15 protein-coding genes are annotated in these 16,884 nt (G+C 73.3%); 6 read left to right on the top strand and 9 right to left on the bottom strand.

From position 1 onward, the window contains the following. Window positions 1-17: 17 nt before the first annotated feature. Together P3T35_RS35020 and P3T35_RS35015 are read right to left on the bottom strand one after the other, a co-directional pair. Window positions 18-554: a hypothetical protein gene (locus P3T35_RS35020; protein WP_101383593.1), complete on the bottom strand. Its 537-nt coding sequence runs from the start codon at window positions 552-554 to the stop codon at window positions 18-20. A 50-nt stretch (window positions 555-604) separates the two neighbouring features. Further along, window positions 605-1,072 carry an SRPBCC family protein gene (locus P3T35_RS35015; protein WP_101383592.1) on the bottom strand — a complete coding sequence of 156 codons (468 nt, stop codon included), beginning with the start codon at window positions 1,070-1,072 and terminating at the stop codon, window positions 605-607. Between the two features lie 223 nt (window positions 1,073-1,295). On the opposite strand from P3T35_RS35015, the gene P3T35_RS35010 reads away from it, so the two are divergent. From P3T35_RS35010 to P3T35_RS35000, 3 genes are all read left to right on the top strand, one after another. Next, the gene (locus tag P3T35_RS35010) at window positions 1,296-2,117 is read left to right on the top strand and encodes a hypothetical protein (RefSeq protein WP_143676984.1); all 822 of its coding nucleotides are present in this window, start codon (window positions 1,296-1,298) and stop codon (window positions 2,115-2,117) included. Between the two features lie 76 nt (window positions 2,118-2,193). Next, window positions 2,194-3,981: a DNA polymerase Y family protein gene (locus P3T35_RS35005; protein WP_218976735.1), complete on the top strand. Its 1,788-nt coding sequence runs from the start codon at window positions 2,194-2,196 to the stop codon at window positions 3,979-3,981. 44 nt (window positions 3,982-4,025) lie between these two features. Next, the gene (locus P3T35_RS35000; RefSeq protein ID WP_101383589.1) at window positions 4,026-7,250 is read left to right on the top strand and encodes an error-prone DNA polymerase; all 3,225 of its coding nucleotides are present in this window, start codon (window positions 4,026-4,028) and stop codon (window positions 7,248-7,250) included. Between the two features lie 23 nt (window positions 7,251-7,273). Here the strand turns inward: P3T35_RS35000 and P3T35_RS34995 are convergent, their stop codons facing one another. Further along, the gene (locus tag P3T35_RS34995; RefSeq protein WP_101383588.1) at window positions 7,274-7,690 is read right to left on the bottom strand and encodes a group III truncated hemoglobin; all 417 of its coding nucleotides are present in this window, start codon (window positions 7,688-7,690) and stop codon (window positions 7,274-7,276) included. Between the two features lie 42 nt (window positions 7,691-7,732). On the opposite strand from P3T35_RS34995, the gene P3T35_RS34990 reads away from it, so the two are divergent. Beyond that, window positions 7,733-8,401, top strand: coding sequence for an HAD family phosphatase (locus P3T35_RS34990; RefSeq protein ID WP_280709131.1), 669 nt, complete (start codon window positions 7,733-7,735; stop codon window positions 8,399-8,401). A gap of 5 nt (window positions 8,402-8,406) precedes the next feature. After that, on the top strand, window positions 8,407-9,399 hold the full coding sequence (locus P3T35_RS34985; RefSeq protein WP_101383587.1) for an aldo/keto reductase: 993 nt from the start codon (window positions 8,407-8,409) through the stop codon (window positions 9,397-9,399). Between the two features lie 92 nt (window positions 9,400-9,491). Here P3T35_RS34985 and P3T35_RS34980 read toward each other — a convergent pair whose 3' ends face one another. The 6 genes from P3T35_RS34980 to P3T35_RS34955 form a co-directional block, all read right to left on the bottom strand. Beyond that, window positions 9,492-10,166, bottom strand: coding sequence for a winged helix-turn-helix domain-containing protein (locus P3T35_RS34980; protein ID WP_101383586.1), 675 nt, complete (start codon window positions 10,164-10,166; stop codon window positions 9,492-9,494). Between the two features lie 113 nt (window positions 10,167-10,279). Beyond that, entirely contained in the window at window positions 10,280-10,408 is a 129-nt protein-coding gene (locus P3T35_RS34975; RefSeq protein ID WP_267286679.1) for a hypothetical protein, read from the bottom strand. A 79-nt stretch (window positions 10,409-10,487) separates the two neighbouring features. Then, window positions 10,488-11,084 (bottom strand): ATP/GTP-binding protein, encoded by a 597-nt coding sequence (locus tag P3T35_RS34970; RefSeq protein WP_101383585.1) that lies wholly within the window; start codon window positions 11,082-11,084, stop codon window positions 10,488-10,490. Further along, window positions 11,065-11,484 (bottom strand): DUF742 domain-containing protein, encoded by a 420-nt coding sequence (locus P3T35_RS34965; RefSeq protein ID WP_101383584.1) that lies wholly within the window; start codon window positions 11,482-11,484, stop codon window positions 11,065-11,067. The genes P3T35_RS34970 and P3T35_RS34965 overlap by 20 nt, the downstream gene beginning before the upstream one ends. Beyond that, entirely contained in the window at window positions 11,484-11,888 is a 405-nt protein-coding gene (locus tag P3T35_RS34960) for a roadblock/LC7 domain-containing protein (RefSeq protein WP_101383583.1), read from the bottom strand. The genes P3T35_RS34965 and P3T35_RS34960 overlap by 1 nt, the downstream gene beginning before the upstream one ends. Continuing rightward, the gene (locus P3T35_RS34955; protein WP_180356726.1) at window positions 11,885-14,599 is read right to left on the bottom strand and encodes a nitrate- and nitrite sensing domain-containing protein; all 2,715 of its coding nucleotides are present in this window, start codon (window positions 14,597-14,599) and stop codon (window positions 11,885-11,887) included. Before P3T35_RS34955 ends, P3T35_RS34960 begins: the two co-directional genes overlap by 4 nt. Window positions 14,600-14,910: 311 nt before the next feature. Between P3T35_RS34955 and P3T35_RS34950 the strand changes: the two genes are divergently transcribed. Then, window positions 14,911-16,734 carry a long-chain fatty acid--CoA ligase gene (locus tag P3T35_RS34950; RefSeq protein ID WP_101385455.1) on the top strand — a complete coding sequence of 608 codons (1,824 nt, stop codon included), beginning with the start codon at window positions 14,911-14,913 and terminating at the stop codon, window positions 16,732-16,734. The last annotated feature ends 150 nt before the right edge of the window (window positions 16,735-16,884 follow it).

The following is a 16,884-nucleotide window of genomic DNA, read 5'->3' as shown; positions in this document are numbered from 1 at the left end:
TGGAAGCATGCGTGAGCTCAGTGCGGCGGAAGCGCCGTCGCCGTGCCGACAGCCGCCAGCAGTTCGAAGGGCAGCTCCCGATCGCCCTGACCGATGGTCAGGGCGATCCAGCGGTCGGAGGACGGCAGTTCGGAGGACGGCAGTTCGGAGGATGGCAGTTCGGAGGATGGCGGCCGCCACACCTGCATGCTCCCGGCGAGGTTGCACAGGAAGGCCAGCGGCTCGGCAGCCTCCGGCGCGGTCTCCGGATCGTCGAGCCCGAGGTACGGCCACAGGTCGACCGTGGCCGGACTCCCCCAGCGTTCGGTCAACACCGCGGCCAGCGCGGCGAGATCGGCTGCCAGCTCCCGCTCGGCCGCATCGACGGTCTCCGCGCTGCGATCGTCCCAGAAGTCCTGGCTCTCCCTGAGCACGGCCACATGGTGTCCGGGCCCGCCCCAACTGGTGCCGTCCCAGGGCCGCTCCCCCTGCTCGGGGAACGGCCGGGCGGTCAACTCGTCGAGGATCGACAGCTGCTCGTCGATGGAACGCGTGAGGGGAGACCGGCTCGTCATGGGCGGAGCGTAGCCAGCACGGCCGACAGGCCACCTGGGGTGGCGGTCACTCACGGTCGACGGGCGGGCCGGCCGTGGCCGGCCGTGAGTGCCGTGTCGGCGGCGTCGAGGATCTTGCCGAAGGTGTGGGCGATGACGGGTTTGGCGAACACGCGGGTGATGGTCGCACCGAAGGGGAGGCGGACCTGGAAGGTGGTCGTCCACGCGACTTCGGTGCCCCCGGCGACCTCGGTGAAGGTCATCCGGCCGAGCTCGTGCCGGGACGGCGGGAAGCTGCGCTCGACGGTGTAGTCGAAGTCGTACGGCGGGTGGTAGCTGGTGACCCGCTCACGGAACCAGCCGATCGCCCACGTGTGCAGCCGGACCGCGCCCACTCCGTACGGCGCACCCGCACCCGCTCGGGCCAGTCGGGCCCTGAGGATGAGCGGGGAGCGGGTGTAGTTGGTGGTCGTGGCGCACCAGTCGAACACCTCCGCGATCGGCGCCGCGATGACGCGTCGAACGGTCAAGGTCTCCATCGTCGTCTCCCTCGTCCTGGCCGGTAGCGGTGCGGCCCGACGACCGCACCCGACAGGTGGACAGGGCACCGTCCGCGAATGTGACACCGCCGGGGGGTGCTGTGGGTCACTTCGCGGGCATCCGCGCGGGGGCTGCAGCCATTACTAGGTGTAGTCAAACAAACTCGCTCTTCCGTTCGATTCTGACTGGCTTTTGAACGAACGGATGTTCGATACTGACTCTGTGGCTACCCCTGTCCTGCTCCCCCAGGCGACGCCGGCGCCGTCCGAGGACGGTCCCGTGCCGGTTCCGGCTGCGCTGGCGCGGCTGCTGCCCGGGCGGGGACTGCGGCGCGGGGCGGCGGTTTCGGTGGCGGATGACGCGGGACTGCTGCTCGCGCTGGCCTCGGGCGGTGCGGGCGGTGCGGGCGGGGCCGATGCGTGGTGCGCCTCGGTCGGGCTGCCCGAGCTGGGGCTGCTGGCCGCCACCGGGTACGGGATCGACCCCGGGCGGCTGCTGCTGGTCGACGAGCCGGGGCGGCAGTGGCCCGAGGTGGTGGCGGCACTGGCCGGCGCGGTGGAGGTGCTGCTGCTTCGGCCGAGTACCGGGGCAGTGCCGCCGCAGCTGGCCGCCCGGCTCGGCGCGGTGCTGCGGCGCAGCGGCTGCGTGCTGCTGGTGGCCGGCCCGTGGCCCGGTGCGGAACTGCGGCTCAGTGTGCGGGCCAGCCGGTGGTTCGGGCTGGGCTCGGGGCACGGGCTGCTGTCGGGGCGGCAGGCGCAGGTGCTCGTCGAGGGTCGCGGGGCGGCGGCGCGCGGGCGGTCGGGGTGGGTGTGGCTGCCGGACGAGCACGGGGTGGTCCGGGGGCTGACCGAGGCCGAGCAGGCCGAGGTGGACTCCCACATGGACACCCGAGTGGGCTCTCATGTGGGCGCGGGCTCGGGCCTGGGCACCCGGGTGGAGCAGGCACGGGGCGGCGCACTCGCGCCCGCCGCCGTCGGGGTGGGGTTCGGCGAGCGAGGGCTGCCGGGCGACGCGGTGGGGCGGGGGCGGCTGACGGCGGTGTGAGATGACTGCGGTCGAGGAACGCGCGGGCGGCGACCCACTTGGTGGTGAGGCGACGGCTGGCGAAGGCGCAGGCGGTGTGGGCGACGTTGGTGGCGCAGGCGACGTTGGTGGCGCAGGCGACGCGAGCGGCAAGGGCTCAGGTGGTGACAAGGGTGCGGCCGCGGCGCGGGTGCTGGCGGTCTGGTACCCGGACTGGCCGATCATCGCCACCGGCGGACTGGCCGGCCCGGACGCGCTGGTCGCGGTGGTCGAGGACGGCCGGGTGCTGGCCTGTTCGGATGCGGCGCGGCGGGCCGGGGTGCGGCGCGGGCAGCGGCTTCGGCTCGCCCACCGGCTCTGCCCGGAGCTGCGGTTGCGCGAGCGGGATCCGGAGGCCGAGACCCGGCGGTTCGAATCCGTGGTGGCCGTGCTCACCGAGTTCACCCCGCGGGTGGAGGTGCTGCGGCCCGGGCTCTGCGTGCTGCCGGTCAAGGGGCCGGCCCGCTACTTCGGCGGGGAACGGGCGCTGGTCGGCTCGGTGCGTCGGGCGTTGGCCGAGCTGGCCGCCGAACGGCGGCCCCGAGGCGAGGCGGACCGCGAAACCGACTGGGGCGGCCCACTGACAGAGCCCCGGGAGGAGCCCGCCATGCTGCCACCCGGCCACCGGGTCGGAGTGGTGGACGGCGCCGCCACCCAGCTGACGAAACGCCAGGAGCAGGCCGACCCCCAGGCGCGGCCCGCCATGCTGCCACCCGGCCCCCGGGTCGGGGTCGCGGACGGGGTCTTCGCGGGCGTGCTGGCGGCGCGGGCCGGGGTGCTGGTGCCGGCCGGGCGGACGGCCGAGTTCCTGGCCCCGTACCCGGTCGGCGCGTTGGAGGACCCGGCGCTGGCGGAGCTGCTGGTCCGGCTCGGCCTGCCCACCCTGGGCGACTTCGCCCGGCTGCCCGCCGGGACGGTGGCCGACCGGTTCGGCCCGGCCGGGCGGTTGGCGCACCGGCTGGCCCGCGGCCTGGAGGCCCGCCCGCCGGCCGCGCCGGGGGCCGGGGTCGAGCTGGCCGTGGAGCACCGCTTCGACCCGCCCGAGCTGCTGGCCGAGCCGCTGGTCTTCGTCGGCCGCACCCTCGCCGAGCAGCTGCACAGCGGGCTCGCGGGGGCCGGGCTGGCCTGTCGGCGGGTCTCGGTCGAGGTGTCGTGCGCGGACGGCAGCTCGGCCGCCCGGCTCTGGCAGCACGAGGGTCGGCTCTCCGCGCCGGCGCTGGCCGAGCGGGTGCGCTGGCAGTTGCAGGCCTGGCAGGGCTCGGGGTTCTTCGCGCCGACGGCCGGGGGCTTCACCGCACTGCGGCTGGTCCCGGACGAGTTGGTGCCCGACCACGGCAGGCAGCTGGCGCTCTGGGGTCAGACCGTGATGGCCGACCGGGTGGAGCGGGCCGCCGCCCGGGTGCAGGCGCTGCTGGGTTACGGCGGGCTGAGCCGGGTCGAGCGGGTCGGCGGGCGCGGCCCGGGCGAGGTGCTGGTGCGGGTGCCGTGGGGGGAGCATCCGGAGCCGGCCGCCGATCGGGACGCGCCCTGGCCCGGGCGGCTGGGGCACCCCGCGCCCGGGGTGGTCTGGCCGGTGCCGGTGCCGGTGGCCGTGCTGGACGCCACCGGGCAGCCGGTCGGGGTGAGCGGCCGGGCGGAGGTGTCGGCGCCGCCCGCCGGGCTGCTGCTGGACGGCCGGCTGCTGGCGATCACCGGCTGGGCCGGTCCGTGGCCCGCGGTCGAGCAGTGGTGGGATCCGGAGCTGTCCCGGCGGCGGGCCAGGTTCCAGGTCACCCTGGCGGACGGCCGGGCGCTGCTGCTCGTGGTGGCGGGCGGCGGCTGGGCAGTGGAGGGCACTTATACGTAAGCACTTGTACAACAAGCCTCATACCTGAGCGTGGAGAGCATCTGATGGGATTCGACAGTCAACACCGCCTCCCCTGGAGCGAGTTGCGGCGCCGGATGACCACCGCCGCACCCACGGCGCTCCCCACCGCCGCACCCACGGCGCTCCCCGCCCCCGTACCGGTGGAAGCCCCGCCCGCGCCGCCCGCCGGCCTGCCCTGGGCCGAGCTGCATGTGCACTCCGCCTTCAGCTTCCTGGACGGTGCCAGCGAGCCGGAGGACCTGGTCGCCGAGGCACTCAGGCTGGGTGTGGAGACCCTGGCGGTGACCGACCACGACGGCCTGTACGGTGCGGTCCGGCTCGGCCTGGCCGCCAAGGGGACGGGCTTGCGCACCGTCTTCGGCGCCGAGTTGAACCTGCGCGACAGCCACGGCAGCGGCCTGCCCGACGAGCACCTGCTGGTCCTGGCCCGCTCCCCCGAGGGCTACCGCCGGCTCTCCGCCGTCATTGCCGCCGCCCAGCTGACCGGCGGGCACAAGGGGCGCCCGGACTACTCCTTCGCCGAGCTGGCCGAGGCACACGGCGGCGAGTGGGCGGTGCTGACCGGCTGCCGCAGCGGCCGGGTGCAGCGGGCCCTGGCCGAGCGCGGCCCCAAGGTGGCGGAAAGCGAACTCCGGTCACTGGCCGAGGCGTTCGGCCCGGAGAACGTCTTCGTCGAGCTGATCGACCACCGGCTGCCGGGCGACGATCCGCGCAATGACGCGCTGGCCCGGCTGGCGGACCGGACCGGGCTGGCCGTGGTGGCCTCCAACAACGTGCACCATGCGAGTCCGGCTGAGGGGCGGCTGGCCCAGGGGCTGGCCGCGCTGCGGGCCCGCCGGACCGTGCGGGAGGCGGCCGGCTGGACCAGGGCGGCGGGCACCGCGCATCTGCGGTCGGCGGCCGAGATGGAGCGCCGGTTGGCCAGGTTCCCGGGCGTGCGGCAGGCCACGGCGGAGCTGGGCCGTGCCTGCGCCTTCGAATTCACCGCGCTGACCCCGCAGTTGCCCGGGTTCCCGGTGCCGCCCGGCGAGAGTGAGTTCAGCCATCTGCGCGGGTTGACGCTGCGCGGCGCCGAGCGGCGGTTCGGCCCGAGGAGCGACCCGGACAACGCCGACGCCCACGCCCAGGTGGTCAAGGAGCTTGCCGTGATCGGGGAGTTGGAGCTGGCCGGCTACTTCCTGATCGTGCACGACATCGTGGAGTTCTGCCGGGCCGAGGACATCTGGTGCCAGGGGCGCGGCTCGGCCGCCAACTCGGCGGTCTGCTACGCGCTGGGCATCACCGCGGTGGATCCGATCCACTACGGGCTGCTGTTCGAGCGCTTCCTCAGCATGGAGCGGGACGGGCCGCCCGACATCGACCTGGACATCGAGCACCGGCGCCGCGAGGAGGTGATCCAGTACGTCTACCAGCGCTACGGGCGGGAGCACGCCGCCCAGGTGGCCAATGTGATCACCTACCGCCCCCGCCTCGCACTGCGGGACGCCGCCCGGGTGCTCGGCTACCCGATGGACCAGGTGAACGCCTTCTCCCGGCAGGTGGACTTCCACTCCGCGCCGCGCGAGGACGCCGTGATCCCGGCCGACGTGCTCGATCTTGGCCGCCAACTGCACGGGCTGCCACGGCACTTGGGAATCCACTCGGGCGGCATGGTGCTGACCCGGGAGCCGATCGGGCGAATCTGCCCGACCGAGTGGGCCCGGATGCCGGGCCGCTCGGTGCTGCAGTGGGACAAGGAGTCCACGGCCGGAGCCGGGCTGATCAAGATCGACCTGCTGGGCCTCGGCATGCTCTCCGCGCTCCACGACACCTGCGATCTGGTCGCCCGGCACCAGGGCGAGCACTGGGACTTGGCGAGCATCCCGCCGGACGACGAGGACGTCTACGAGATGCTCTGCCGGGCCGACACCGTCGGGGTCTTCCAGGTGGAGTCGCGGGCCCAGATGTCCACCCTGCCCCGCCTCAAGCCGCGCGGGTTCTACGACCTGGTGGTGGAGGTCGCGCTGATCCGTCCGGGCCCGATCCAGGGCGGCTCGGTGCACCCGTATCTGCGGCGCCGGGCCGGCCAGGAGCGCGCCGACTGCCCGCACCCGCTGATGAAGCGCGCCCTGGACAAGACCCTCGGGGTGCCGCTGTTCCAGGAGCAGATGATGCAACTGGCCATCGACTGCGCGGGGTTCAGCGGCGCCGAGGCGGACCGGCTGCGCCAGGCGATGGGCGCCAAGCGCTCCCATCAGCGGGTGGCCGAGCTGCGGCAGCGGCTGCTGGACGGCATGGCCGAGCGGGGCATCCCGCAGCAGGTGGCCGAGGACGTCTTCACCAAGATCGAGGCGTTCTCCAACTACGGTTTCCCGGAGAGCCATTCGATCAGCTTCGCCTATCTGGTGTATGCCAGCGCCTGGTTGAAGTACCACTACCCCGCAGCCTTCACCTGCGCACTGCTGGCCAACCAGCCGATGGGCTTCTACTCCCCGCTGAGCCTGATCTCCGACGCCCGTCGGCACGGTGTGAAGGTGCACCCGGTGGACGTCAACGCCAGTGCGGCGGGGCCGACTCTGGAGGGGCCGCGGGACGCACCGGCGATCCGGCTGGGGCTGGCCACGGTGCGCGGGCTCGGCGAGGAGCAGGCCGCGGCGGTGGCGGCGGGCCGGCCCTACCGGGATCTGGCGGACTTCGCGCAGCGGACCAGGCTGCCGGGGGCGGTGCTGGAGGCGCTGGCCACCGCCGGGGCGTTCCGCTGCTTCGGCCTGACGCGGCGTCAGGCACTGTGGGCGGCGGGCGCGGTGGCAGTCACCGGCGAGGCCGATCCGCTGCCCGGCACTGCCCCGGGGGCCGAGGCGCCGCAACTGCCGCCGATGACACCGGTGGAGGAGACCATCGCCGATCTGTGGGCGACCGGCGCCTCGGCCGACGGGCATCCGGTGGAGCACGTCCGCCCCGCGCTGCGGCACATCGGCGCCGTGCCCGCCGGAGAGCTGGCCGGTCTGGCGCACGGCTGCGAGATCATCGTGGGCGGCCTGGTCACGCACCGCCAACGGCCGCCCACGGCAGGCGGGGTGCTCTTCCTCAGCCTGGAGGACGAGACCGGCCTGATCAACGTGGTCTGCAACCGCCCGGTCTGGGAGGCCCATCGCCGCACCGCCCTGGACCGGGCCGGCCTGCTGATCCACGGCCGGTTGGAGCGCGACCACGGTGCGATCAACGTGGTCGCCACCCGGATCTCCGCGCTGCGGGTGGCGGTGCCCTGACCGGTGCCATGCGCCGGCCGGGGTCACGCGCTGCGAAGCAGCAGTGCGGAGAGCGGCACGAAGCCGCCGGGGCCGCCGGTGGCCGGGTCCTCGCCGCTGGTGCGGCGGATCAGGTTGACGGCGATCCGCTGGGCCCGCTCCTTGGCGCGTTCGGCGACCGGGCCCTGGTGGCGGCCGTCCACGGTGGCGGACCAGAGCTGCACCCAGCGGCCGTAGTGCTCGGCGGTCAGCGGCAGGGACGCGTGCGGGGCGAACAGGTTGCCGCGGTACTCACCGGTGCGCAGCAGCGAGCTCGCCCAGAAGTCGGTGATGCGCGGGAGGTGAGCCTCCAGGTCCATGCCGCCGAAATGCCGGCCGATCAGCGGGTCGGCGAAGGCGGCCGCGTAGAACCGGCGCAGCAGCAGTTCCAGGTCGCCCCGGGTGGCGATGTCGGTCCGCATACGGATCTCCTCTCCGGCCCCCCACCGTACTAGGGTGCAGGAGTGATCGAACTGGTGATCTTCGACTGTGACGGTGTGCTGATCGACAGCGAGCCGCTGGGCGTCGCCGTGGACCGGGTGGCGCTGGCCGACCTCGGGCTGCCGATGACGGAGCAGGAGGTCATCGACCGCTTCGTCGGGCATTCGCACGGCGCGAAGACCGCGCTGATCGAGAAGCTGCTCGGCCGCCCGCTGCCCGCCGACTGGTGGGAGCCGTACCGACCGCTGCACCGCGAGCTGACCGAGGAGCGGCTGGCCCCGGTGGACGGCATCACTGAGGCGCTGGCCGCCATCGAGCTGCCCAGTTGCGTGGCCTCCAACAGCAGCCACCGCTGGCTGCGCACCGGCCTGGGGCTGACCGGGCTGTACCAGCGGTTCGAGGGGCGGATCTTCAGCGGCGCCGAGGACGTGGCGCACGGCAAGCCCGCGCCCGACCTCTTCCTGCACGCCGCCCGCACCCTGGGCGCCGACCCGGCCGCCTGCGTGGTGGTGGAGGACAGCCCGCACGGCCTGGCGGCGGCCCGGGCGGCCGGGATGCCCTCGTTCGGCTACACCGGCGGGGTGATGCCGGCCGAGCGGCTGGCCGGTCACGGCACGGTGCTCTTCGACGACATGCGCAAGCTCCCCGAGCTGCTGGCCGCCCGTCACCGCGGCACCGAACTGGCAGGATGACCGTTATGACCTATCTCGCGGCCGACTCCCGCTACGCCTCGATGACCTACCGCCGCGCCGGGCGCAGCGGCGTCCAGCTGCCCGCCGTGTCGCTCGGCCTGTGGCACAACTTCGGCGACACCCAGCCCCTGGAGGTCCAGCGCGCGGTGCTGCGCCGGGCCTTCGACCGCGGCGTCACCCACTTCGACCTGGCCAACAACTACGGCCCGCCGTACGGCTCGGCGGAGCGCAACTTCGGCTACCTGTTCGCCCAGGACTTCCGCGCGTACCGCGACGAGCTGTTCATCGCCAGCAAGGCCGGCTACGACATGTGGCCGGGCCCGTACGGCGACGGCGGCAGCCGCAAGTACCTGCTGGCCAGCCTGGACCAGTCGCTGGCCCGGATGGGCCTGGACTACGTGGACGTCTTCTACTCGCACCGCTACGACCCCGACACGCCCCTGGAGGAGACCATGGGGGCGCTGGCCGGCGCGGTGCGGCAGGGCAAGGCGCTGTACGCGGCGATCTCCAACTACCCGGCGGAGCAGCACCGGGAGGCGGTGGCGATCCTGCGCGAGCTGGGCACGCCGGTGCTGCTCAACCAGAGCGCCTACTCGATCCTGGACCGGCGCCCCGAGCGGGAGGGCGTGCTGGATGCGGTGGGTGACACCCAGACCAGCCTGATCGCCTACTCCCCGCTCGCCCAGGGCCTGTTGACGGACCGCTACCTGACGGGGGAGGTGCCGGCCGGTTCCCGGATGTCGGTGGGGCACTTCCTGCGGCGGGAGGCGCTCACCCCGGCCAAGCTGGAGCAGCTGCGGTCGCTGAACCAGGTGGCCGAGCAACGCGGCCAGTCCCTCGCCCAGTTGGCGCTGGCCTGGGTGCTGCGGGATCCCCGGGTGGTGTCGGTGATCATCGGGGCCAGCAGTGTGGCCCAGCTCGACCAGAACCTCGACGCGCTGGCGGCCGGGCCGCTGGCTGCCGAGGAGCTGGCCGAGATCGACCGGCTGAGCGTCTGACACAGCGTCAGGCCATCCAGGACACCGTGCGGGCAGCCCGATGTCCGGCCCCTGCTGCTCAGGGGCCGGACATCTGGGTGATTGACGATATCTCAGCTACGCACGTTGGGCGCATACTTGTAGCCGACCCTGCGCACCGTGATGATGCTGCTACGGTGCGCCGCGCCCAACTTGCGGCGCAGGCGGGCGACATGGACGTCCACGGTGCGGCCGTCGCCGACGTGGCCGTAGCCCCAGACCGCGGTGACCAGGTGGTCCCGGGTGTGCACGCGGTGCGGGTGCTGGGTCAGGTGGGCGAGCAACTCGAACTCCAGGTAGGTGAGTTCGAGCGGTTGGCCGTCGACGTGGGCGGTCCGCCGCTCCAGGTCGACGCTGATGCCCCGGGCGGACGGGACGGGCGGAGCGGTCGGCGCCGCCGGGCGCGGAGCCGGCACCGCCGCCACTGGTGCCGCCGCGGCGACGGCGGTCGGCGCCGACTCGGCGGGCACCAGCACCAGGTAGCCGACCATCGGGCGGGCCGCGCCGGTCGGGTCCGACTGGGTGCCGTACTGGGCGAGCAGGCCCGGCGGCAGGGCGGATTGCGGAACCGTTGCGACCACGGTCGCACCGGTCGGCAGGGTGCCGAGCAACTCGGGTGGCAGCGGCAGCAGTTCAGGTGTCGGCGGCTGCCGACGCAGGTCGGCGGCGGTGGGCGGGTTGGTGACCGCGCGCAACGCTCGCAGCTGCGGGGCGGCGGGCGGGGTCAGGGTGACCGTAGAAGAAGGCATGGCAGCTCTTTCGCGCGAGAACGAGGGGTGGGCGTCGTCTGCGCGTCGGGGGACTCAGCGGTCCGCACCGCGTCACGAGGTCCGAGGACGTTGAGAGTCCGGGGACTTGAGGATCAGCGGTGGGCGAGCCGGGACGCGCGGTGCGAACCCGGACAGGTCTGGTCGAAGAGGTGCGGCTGCCGGGACGGCCAGAACGGCTCGAGGTCCTGGCGACCTCGGCTGCTGTCCACGGTGGTGTGCATAGGACCATTGAAGCAGATCAGCGCAGCGCGATCCATGCCAACGGGTGATCAGAGCGCCGATCACCGGGTTGACGACACCTCAGCGCCGCTCGATCGCGTGCTCCACCAACCGGGCCAGCAGCTCCTTGCCGTCCTCCCGGCGCCGCGCGTCGCAGAGCAGCACCGGCACATCGACCGACAGGTCGAGCGCGGCCCGGACGTCCTCCGGCGCGAACGTCTCGGCGCCGTCGAAGCAGTTGACGGCGACCAGGAACGGGATGCCGCGCTGCTCGAAGAAGTCCACCGACGGGAAGCAGTCGGCCAGCCGCCTGGTGTCGGCGAGCACCACCGCACCCAGCGCGCCCTGCGCCAACTCGTCCCAGACGAACCAGAACCGGTCCTGCCCGGGGGTGCCGAAGAGGTAGAGCGCCACGCCCGGGCGGATGTCGATCCGCCCGAAGTCCATCGCCACCGTGGTGGTCCGCTTGCCCGCCACCTGCGAGGTGTCGTCCAGCGGTCGGCCGAGCTCGCTCAGCCGTTCCTCGGTGCGCAGCGGCCGGATCTCGCTGACCGCACCGACCAGCGTGGTCTTGCCGGCGCCGAGGCCGCCGGCCACCAGGATCTTCAGCGCCGCCGCCGGCGCCCCGGCCAGACCACGGGGCGCGGTCGACGGTCGGTCAGAGTGCGCGTAGACCATTGATCACATCTCGGAGCAGGCGCTCGTCCGGCAGTTCGGCGAGCGGGACGGGACGGGTGACGTCGATCAGGCCAGCGGCGTGCAGGTCGCCGAGCAGCACCCGCACCACGCTGACCGGCAGATCGGTGTAGGAGCCCAGCTCGGCGACCGAGATCGGCCCGTCGGCGCTCAGCTGGAGCAGCGCTTCGTGCTCCGGGTCGAGCACCGGGGCCGGCTCGGTGGCGTCCCGGTCGGCTACGGGCCGCGCCGAGATCATCGAGATCAGGTCGAAGAACTCGTCGCCGGCGGGTCTGGCGCGCCCCCGGGTCATCGAGAACAACCGGACCACCGGGCCCGCCTCGTCGTCGAACCAGTGGTCCGGCTCCGTGGGCGAGCCCGGCTCCTGCGGGGTTCTGGCCATCAGGCGGGGTGCCGCGCCTCGGCGGCCAGGTGCTCTCCGACCCGCTTGACCAGCAGCGCCATCTCATAGGCGATCTGGCCGATGTCGGAGTCGGCGTCGGCCAGCACCGCCAGGCAGCTGCCGTCGCCGGCCGCGGTGATGAACAGGAAGGCCTCGTCCAGCTCGACCATGGTCTGCCGCACCCCGCCCGCGTCGAAGTGCCGGCCCGCGCCCTTGGCCAGGCTGTGGAACCCGGCGGCCACGGCGGCCAGGTGCTCGGCGTCCTCCCGGCTGAGGCCCTGCGAGGCGCCGGTCGCCAGGCCGTCGCTGGAGAGGATCACCGCGTGCCGCAGCGACGCGACCCGTCCCACCAGGTCGTCCAGGAGCCAGTTCAGCTCGCCGGCCGGCTGGTTCATTGCGGTCATCGATCAGATCCTTCCGCTGGTGCGGGTTGTGCTGGTTGAGGGGTGGCCGGCAGCGCCGGCGGGATCGGTGACGAGGCCAGGGCTCGTCGCGGTTCCGGGGCGGGCGTCGGCACGGTCCGCACGACCGGGGCCGGCGGCCGCGGGGCCGGGCGTTGCGGTCCGGCCGGGGCCGGGCGTTCGGGTGCGGCCGGAGCCGGGCGTTCGGGTGCGGCGCGGCCTCGGCTGAAGCCGCGTTGGAAGGAGCTGAAGGCGGCGCGGGCTTCTTCCGGCGAGCGGGCGGGAGCGGGGGCGGGCTGCGGGCGCTCGTCCCGTTCGCCCTTCAACTGCGGTGCCAGGTTGGCCTGCTTGACCCGGCGGGGCAGCAGCCCGCCGGCGGGGCGGCCGCCGGAGGACCCGTCAGCGGTCGAGGCACTCGTGGCCGACGGGACGGCCGTGACGGGGGCGTCAGCCCTGGCCGGAGCGTCAGCCGTGACCGCGGCGTCGGCCGTGACCGCGGCGTCGGCCGTGGCCGGACCGTCGGCCGTGACCGGGGTGTCGGCCGGCGTCGCCTCGGATGGCGCGTCAGACCGGCGGTGCCGCCCGGTGCCACCAGGTGCGGGCACCAGCACCGGACCGCCGGCCGCCCGGCGCCGCGGCAGCCCGCCCGGCGTGCGGGCCGGCTCGCTGCCGGCCGGCTGCGGTCCGGTGACCGCCCGGCCGTGGCCGCGCGTCCGGCCCCGGCGCGAAGGACCGCTCGCACCGCCGGCCACCGCCACCAGCTCGCGGTCCTTGTGCGGCTCGGCGCCGGGCGCGGCGGCCCGCGGGGTCGGCACCTGGCCGGGCACATCGGCCAGCAGCTCACGCGGGATCAGCACCACGGCGGTGGTGCCGCCGTAGGGCGAGGCGCGCAGGCTGACCCGGATGCCGTGCCGCCGGGCCAGCCGGCTGACCACGAACAGGCCGAGCCGGTCGGTGTCGGCCAGGTTGAACGGCTGCTCGACCTCCAGGCGCTGGTTGATCTCGGCGAGCGCCTGCTCGCTCAGGCCCAGGCCGCGGTCGTCGATCTCCAGCGCGAAGCCGTGCGCGACCACCTCGCCCTGCACCGTGACCTGGGTCTGCGGCGGCGAGAACACCGCGGCGTTCTCCACCAGTTCGGCGACCAGGTGGGTGACGTCGGCGACCGCGCTGCCGACCAGCCCGGTGCCGGGGAACGGGCGGACGATCACCCTGGCGTAGTCCTCGACCTCGCCGACGGCGGCCCGCACCACGTCGACCATCCGCACCGGCTTGCGCCAGGCCCGGCCCGGCGAACCGCCGGAGAGGATGATCAGACCCTCGGCGTGCCGCCGCATGCGGGTGGTCAGGTGGTCGAGCTTGAACAGGTCCTCGAGGTCGCCCGGGTCCTCGGTGCGCCGCTCCATGGTGTCCAGCAGGGTCAGCTGGCGGTGCAGCAGCACCTGGCTGCGCCGGGCGAGGTTGACGAAGACGGCGGAGACGCCGCGGCGCAGCTCGGCCTGTTCGACGGCCGCCTGGACGGCGGCCCGCCGCACCGCGTTGATGGCCCGGCCGACCTGCCCGATCTCGGCCGGCCCGAACGCCAGCTCGGGTGCTTCAGCGGCGATGTCCACCGCCTCGCCGTCCCGCAGCCGCCGCATCACCGCGGGCAGGCGGATGTCGGCCAGCTCGTCCGCGGAGTTGCGCAGGCCGATCAGCTCGCGGACCAGGCCGCGGCCGATCCGCAGCGAGATCAGCAGCGTGACCACGATGGCCAGCAGCCCGGCGATACCGGCGATGACGCCCCGCCAGAGCAGGCCCATGGCATAGGCGCGGGCCTGCTCGCCGAGGGCGGCGGCCAGCTTGGTGTTCTCGTTGTAGAGGTCGGAGAGCAGCGGGGTCACGGTCCCGTTCCAGCGGGTCTCGCTGATGAAGTGTGCGGCCTCGCTCGGGGAGGCGCTCTGGAACTCGCGCTCGGCCAGGTCGAGGTTCATCCAGTTGTCGCCGCTGTTCAGGCTCTGGTAGTAGCCCAGGTCGGGCTGGTCCAGCTCGTTGATGTAGATCTCGTAAAGGGCCTGCTGGTCGTGCATCGGGTCGATGACTGCCTGGTAGTCCAGCGCACCGGGGGTGTCGGTGTTGAGCAGGCCCTCCATGGCCGCGTCCTCTTGGGAGAGCATCTCGCGGGCCCGGCTGAGTTCGACCAGCACCATTCCCTGGCGGGGCAGTTGGCCGGTCTGCCGACTGAGGAACGCGGTGCGGAACTCGAAGGCGGGTTTGAGCAGGTCGGAGTAGCTGCTGATCGCGTACTCCCAGGAGAAGCTGTCCTGCCCGACCTGGCCGCGCAGGCCGGGCAGGTTGCCGAGGGACTTGAGGAAGTCCTGCAGCCGGGTCCGCTCGGTCCTGCCCAGCTGGCTGCCGGACGACCCGTTGAAGGTCCGCTGCAGCGCGGCCACGTCCTGGTCGGTGGTCTGCTGGGCCTTCAGGTAGTCGTCCTGCACTCCGGAGGCGGCGGGCCGGGCCAGCCGGAGCACCGCGGCCCGGCGCTCCACCTGCAGGTCGCGGGCCACCACGTCGACCGGGGCGCCGAAGGTGCGGTAGCTGGAGGCCACGTTCAACTGCTGCCGGAAGTCGCTGGTGGTGACCAGGGTGGCGTAGGCCCACAGGCCGACCAGGGCCACGATGGGCACCAGGAGCAGCGCGATGATCTTCGCGCGGATCGAGCTGCTGCGCAGACGCATGGAGTCCTCGGTCAGGTGTGCCCGCAACCGACCGGGCCGGGGCGCCGGGTCGATGGATCTGCGCGAGCTTACTACTGGATTGTGTGACGTTCGACGCGTCTGGTGGATCGTTTTTGAACATTTGTGGGCATGCGCATGACCGTTGGCACACTCGGGTATCAATCGTGCCCGTTCCATGGGGAATTCAGACTTCTCTGGGCAGCGCCCCGGCAATCCGCTACCGTCGCTTCCGGGGCCGCGGGCAAGGTCGCGATGGATCGGCGGGCGAACCACGGATCGTGCACGGCCTGCCGGGCGGGAGGCCGGACACCGTGCGCCAGCAGAACACCCCGCCCCTGGCCGGGCCCGCGTCGGGCGGCCTCGCGGACTCGGTCTACGACACCGCCGAACTCACTCCCCAGCTGGTCCTGTTGGCCCGCCGCACGGACGGCGGCGACCGCTGGCGGCCGGTCACAGCGGCCCGGTTCCGCGGCGAGGTGCTGGGACTGGCCAAGGGTCTGCTGGCGCGCGGGGTGCGGTTCGGCGACCGGGTCGCGCTGATGTCCAGGACCAGGTACGAGTGGACCCTCTTCGACTACGCGCTCTGGTCGATCGGCGCCATCCCGGTGCCGATCTACCCCACCGCGGCCGCCGAGCAGGTGCGCTGGATCCTCGCCGAGACCGGGGCGGTGGCCTGCGTGGTGGAGGACGAGGACCACGCGATGACGATCGGCGCGGTCTGCGACGCGCTGCCCGAGCTGACCGGGATCTGGCAGCTGGACCACGGCTGCGTGCGGTCCCTGACCGAGGAGGGCGCCGGCATCCCGGAGAGCCTGGTGCACCGTCAGCGCCTGGCCGTCACCCCGGAGACCATCGCCACCGTCATCTACACCTCCGGCACCACCGGTCGCCCCAAGGGCTGCCTGCTCAGCCACGGCAACTTCGCCGCCCAGGCCGACAATGTGCTGGCCGGCTGGAAGAGCGTGCTGTTCGAGACCGACGGTCAGCCCGCCACCCTGCTCTTCCTGCCACTGGCGCACGTGTACGGACGGATGCTGCAGGTGGCCGCACTGCGCGGCGGGATCCGGCTCGCCCACCTGGCCGAGCTGCGCGCCGAGGCGCTGCTCCCCGCGCTCGCGTCCTACCGGCCCACCGTGCTGTTCGCCGTCCCCTATGTGTTCGAACGGCTCTACGACGCCACCCGGATCGCCGCCGAACAGGCCGGTCGGGGCGAGCTGTTCGAGCAGGCCATGGCGGTCGCGGTCGACTGGGCCACCGGCAACGAGCGCCGCGCGCTGGGCCACGGCTCCGGCCCGGGCGCGACGGTGCGGATGCGTCACGTGGCCTACGACCGGCTGGTCTACCAGCGGATCCGGGCGCTGTTCGGCGGCCGGGTGCGGCATGTGATGTGCGGGGGGTCGACGCTCAGCCGCGAGCTCGGCCTGTTCTTCGCCGGTGCCGGGATGACCGTCTACGAGGGCTACGGACTGACCGAGACCACCGCGGCGATCATCGCCAACCCCGCCGACAGCCCCAAGTTCGGCACCGTCGGCCGACCCATCCCCGGCGCCGAGGTGGTGATCGCGGACGACGGCGAGGTCTGGGTGCGCGGCGGCGGCGTCTTCGCCGGCTACCTCAACCATCCGCGCTGCACCACCGAGGCACTGCACGACGGCTGGCTCGCCACCGGTGACCTCGGCCGGCTGGACGAGGACGGCTATCTGACCATCGTCGGGCGCAAGAAGGAGGTGATCGTCACCAGTAGCGGCAAGAACCTGGCACCGGCCGCGCTGGAGGAGCGGGTGCGGGCCCATCCGCTGGTCTCCCACTGCCTGGTGGTCGGTGACAACCGGCCCTACATCGCGGCGCTGATCACCCTGGACCCGCGGGCCCTGTCGCACTGGCAGCAGATGCACCGCCGGGCCGCGATGGACGAGTGGGCGATGCTCACCGACGAGGAGTTGCACCTGGAGATCCAGCGGGCGGTGGCGGCCGCCAACACCTCGGTCTCCCGAGCCGAGTCGATCCGGGCGTTCCGGCTGCTGCCGGGCGACTTCACGGTGGAGCAGGGGCTGCTCACCCCCTCGCTGAAGCTGCGCCGCAAAGCCATCGCAGAACACTTCGCCGCCGACATCGAGGCGCTCTACACGCCGTGAGCCTGACAGCCTGACGTTTCGCCAGTTCATCTGTCCACCCTTTGCGGCCCGCTGGGCTCGCGGACTACCTGCGCTGATCCTCAAGGCAGCCTTAACTCCCCGCACGCCCCCTTGACCTGACGGCTGGTCTAGTCCATTTTGTTCAGCACG

Source organism: Kitasatospora sp. GP30, assembly GCF_029892145.1.
In the GTDB taxonomy this organism is placed as follows: domain Bacteria; phylum Actinomycetota; class Actinomycetes; order Streptomycetales; family Streptomycetaceae; genus Kitasatospora; species Kitasatospora acidiphila.
This window is presented reverse-complemented; position numbering and strand designations above follow the sequence as displayed.

Bases quoted from the DNA above. Each gene is read 5' to 3' on its own strand.
- P3T35_RS35020 (WP_101383593.1), bottom strand. From the start codon at position 554: ATGACGAGCCGGTCTCCCCTCACGCGTTCCATCGACGAGCAGCTGTCG.
- P3T35_RS35015 (WP_101383592.1), bottom strand. From the start codon at position 1,072: ATGGAGACCTTGACCGTTCGACGCGTCATCGCGGCGCCGATCGCGGAG.
- P3T35_RS35000 (WP_101383589.1), top strand. From the start codon at position 4,026: ATGGGATTCGACAGTCAACACCGCCTCCCCTGGAGCGAGTTGCGGCGC.
- P3T35_RS34995 (WP_101383588.1), bottom strand. From the start codon at position 7,690: ATGCGGACCGACATCGCCACCCGGGGCGACCTGGAACTGCTGCTGCGC.
- P3T35_RS34985 (WP_101383587.1), top strand. From the start codon at position 8,407: ATGACCTATCTCGCGGCCGACTCCCGCTACGCCTCGATGACCTACCGC.
- P3T35_RS34980 (WP_101383586.1), bottom strand. From the start codon at position 10,166: ATGCCTTCTTCTACGGTCACCCTGACCCCGCCCGCCGCCCCGCAGCTG.
- P3T35_RS34975 (WP_267286679.1), bottom strand. From the start codon at position 10,408: ATGCACACCACCGTGGACAGCAGCCGAGGTCGCCAGGACCTCGAGCCG.
- P3T35_RS34970 (WP_101383585.1), bottom strand. From the start codon at position 11,084: ATGGTCTACGCGCACTCTGACCGACCGTCGACCGCGCCCCGTGGTCTG.
- P3T35_RS34965 (WP_101383584.1), bottom strand. From the start codon at position 11,484: ATGGCCAGAACCCCGCAGGAGCCGGGCTCGCCCACGGAGCCGGACCAC.
- P3T35_RS34960 (WP_101383583.1), bottom strand. From the start codon at position 11,888: ATGACCGCAATGAACCAGCCGGCCGGCGAGCTGAACTGGCTCCTGGAC.
- P3T35_RS34955 (WP_180356726.1), bottom strand. From the start codon at position 14,599: ATGCGTCTGCGCAGCAGCTCGATCCGCGCGAAGATCATCGCGCTGCTC.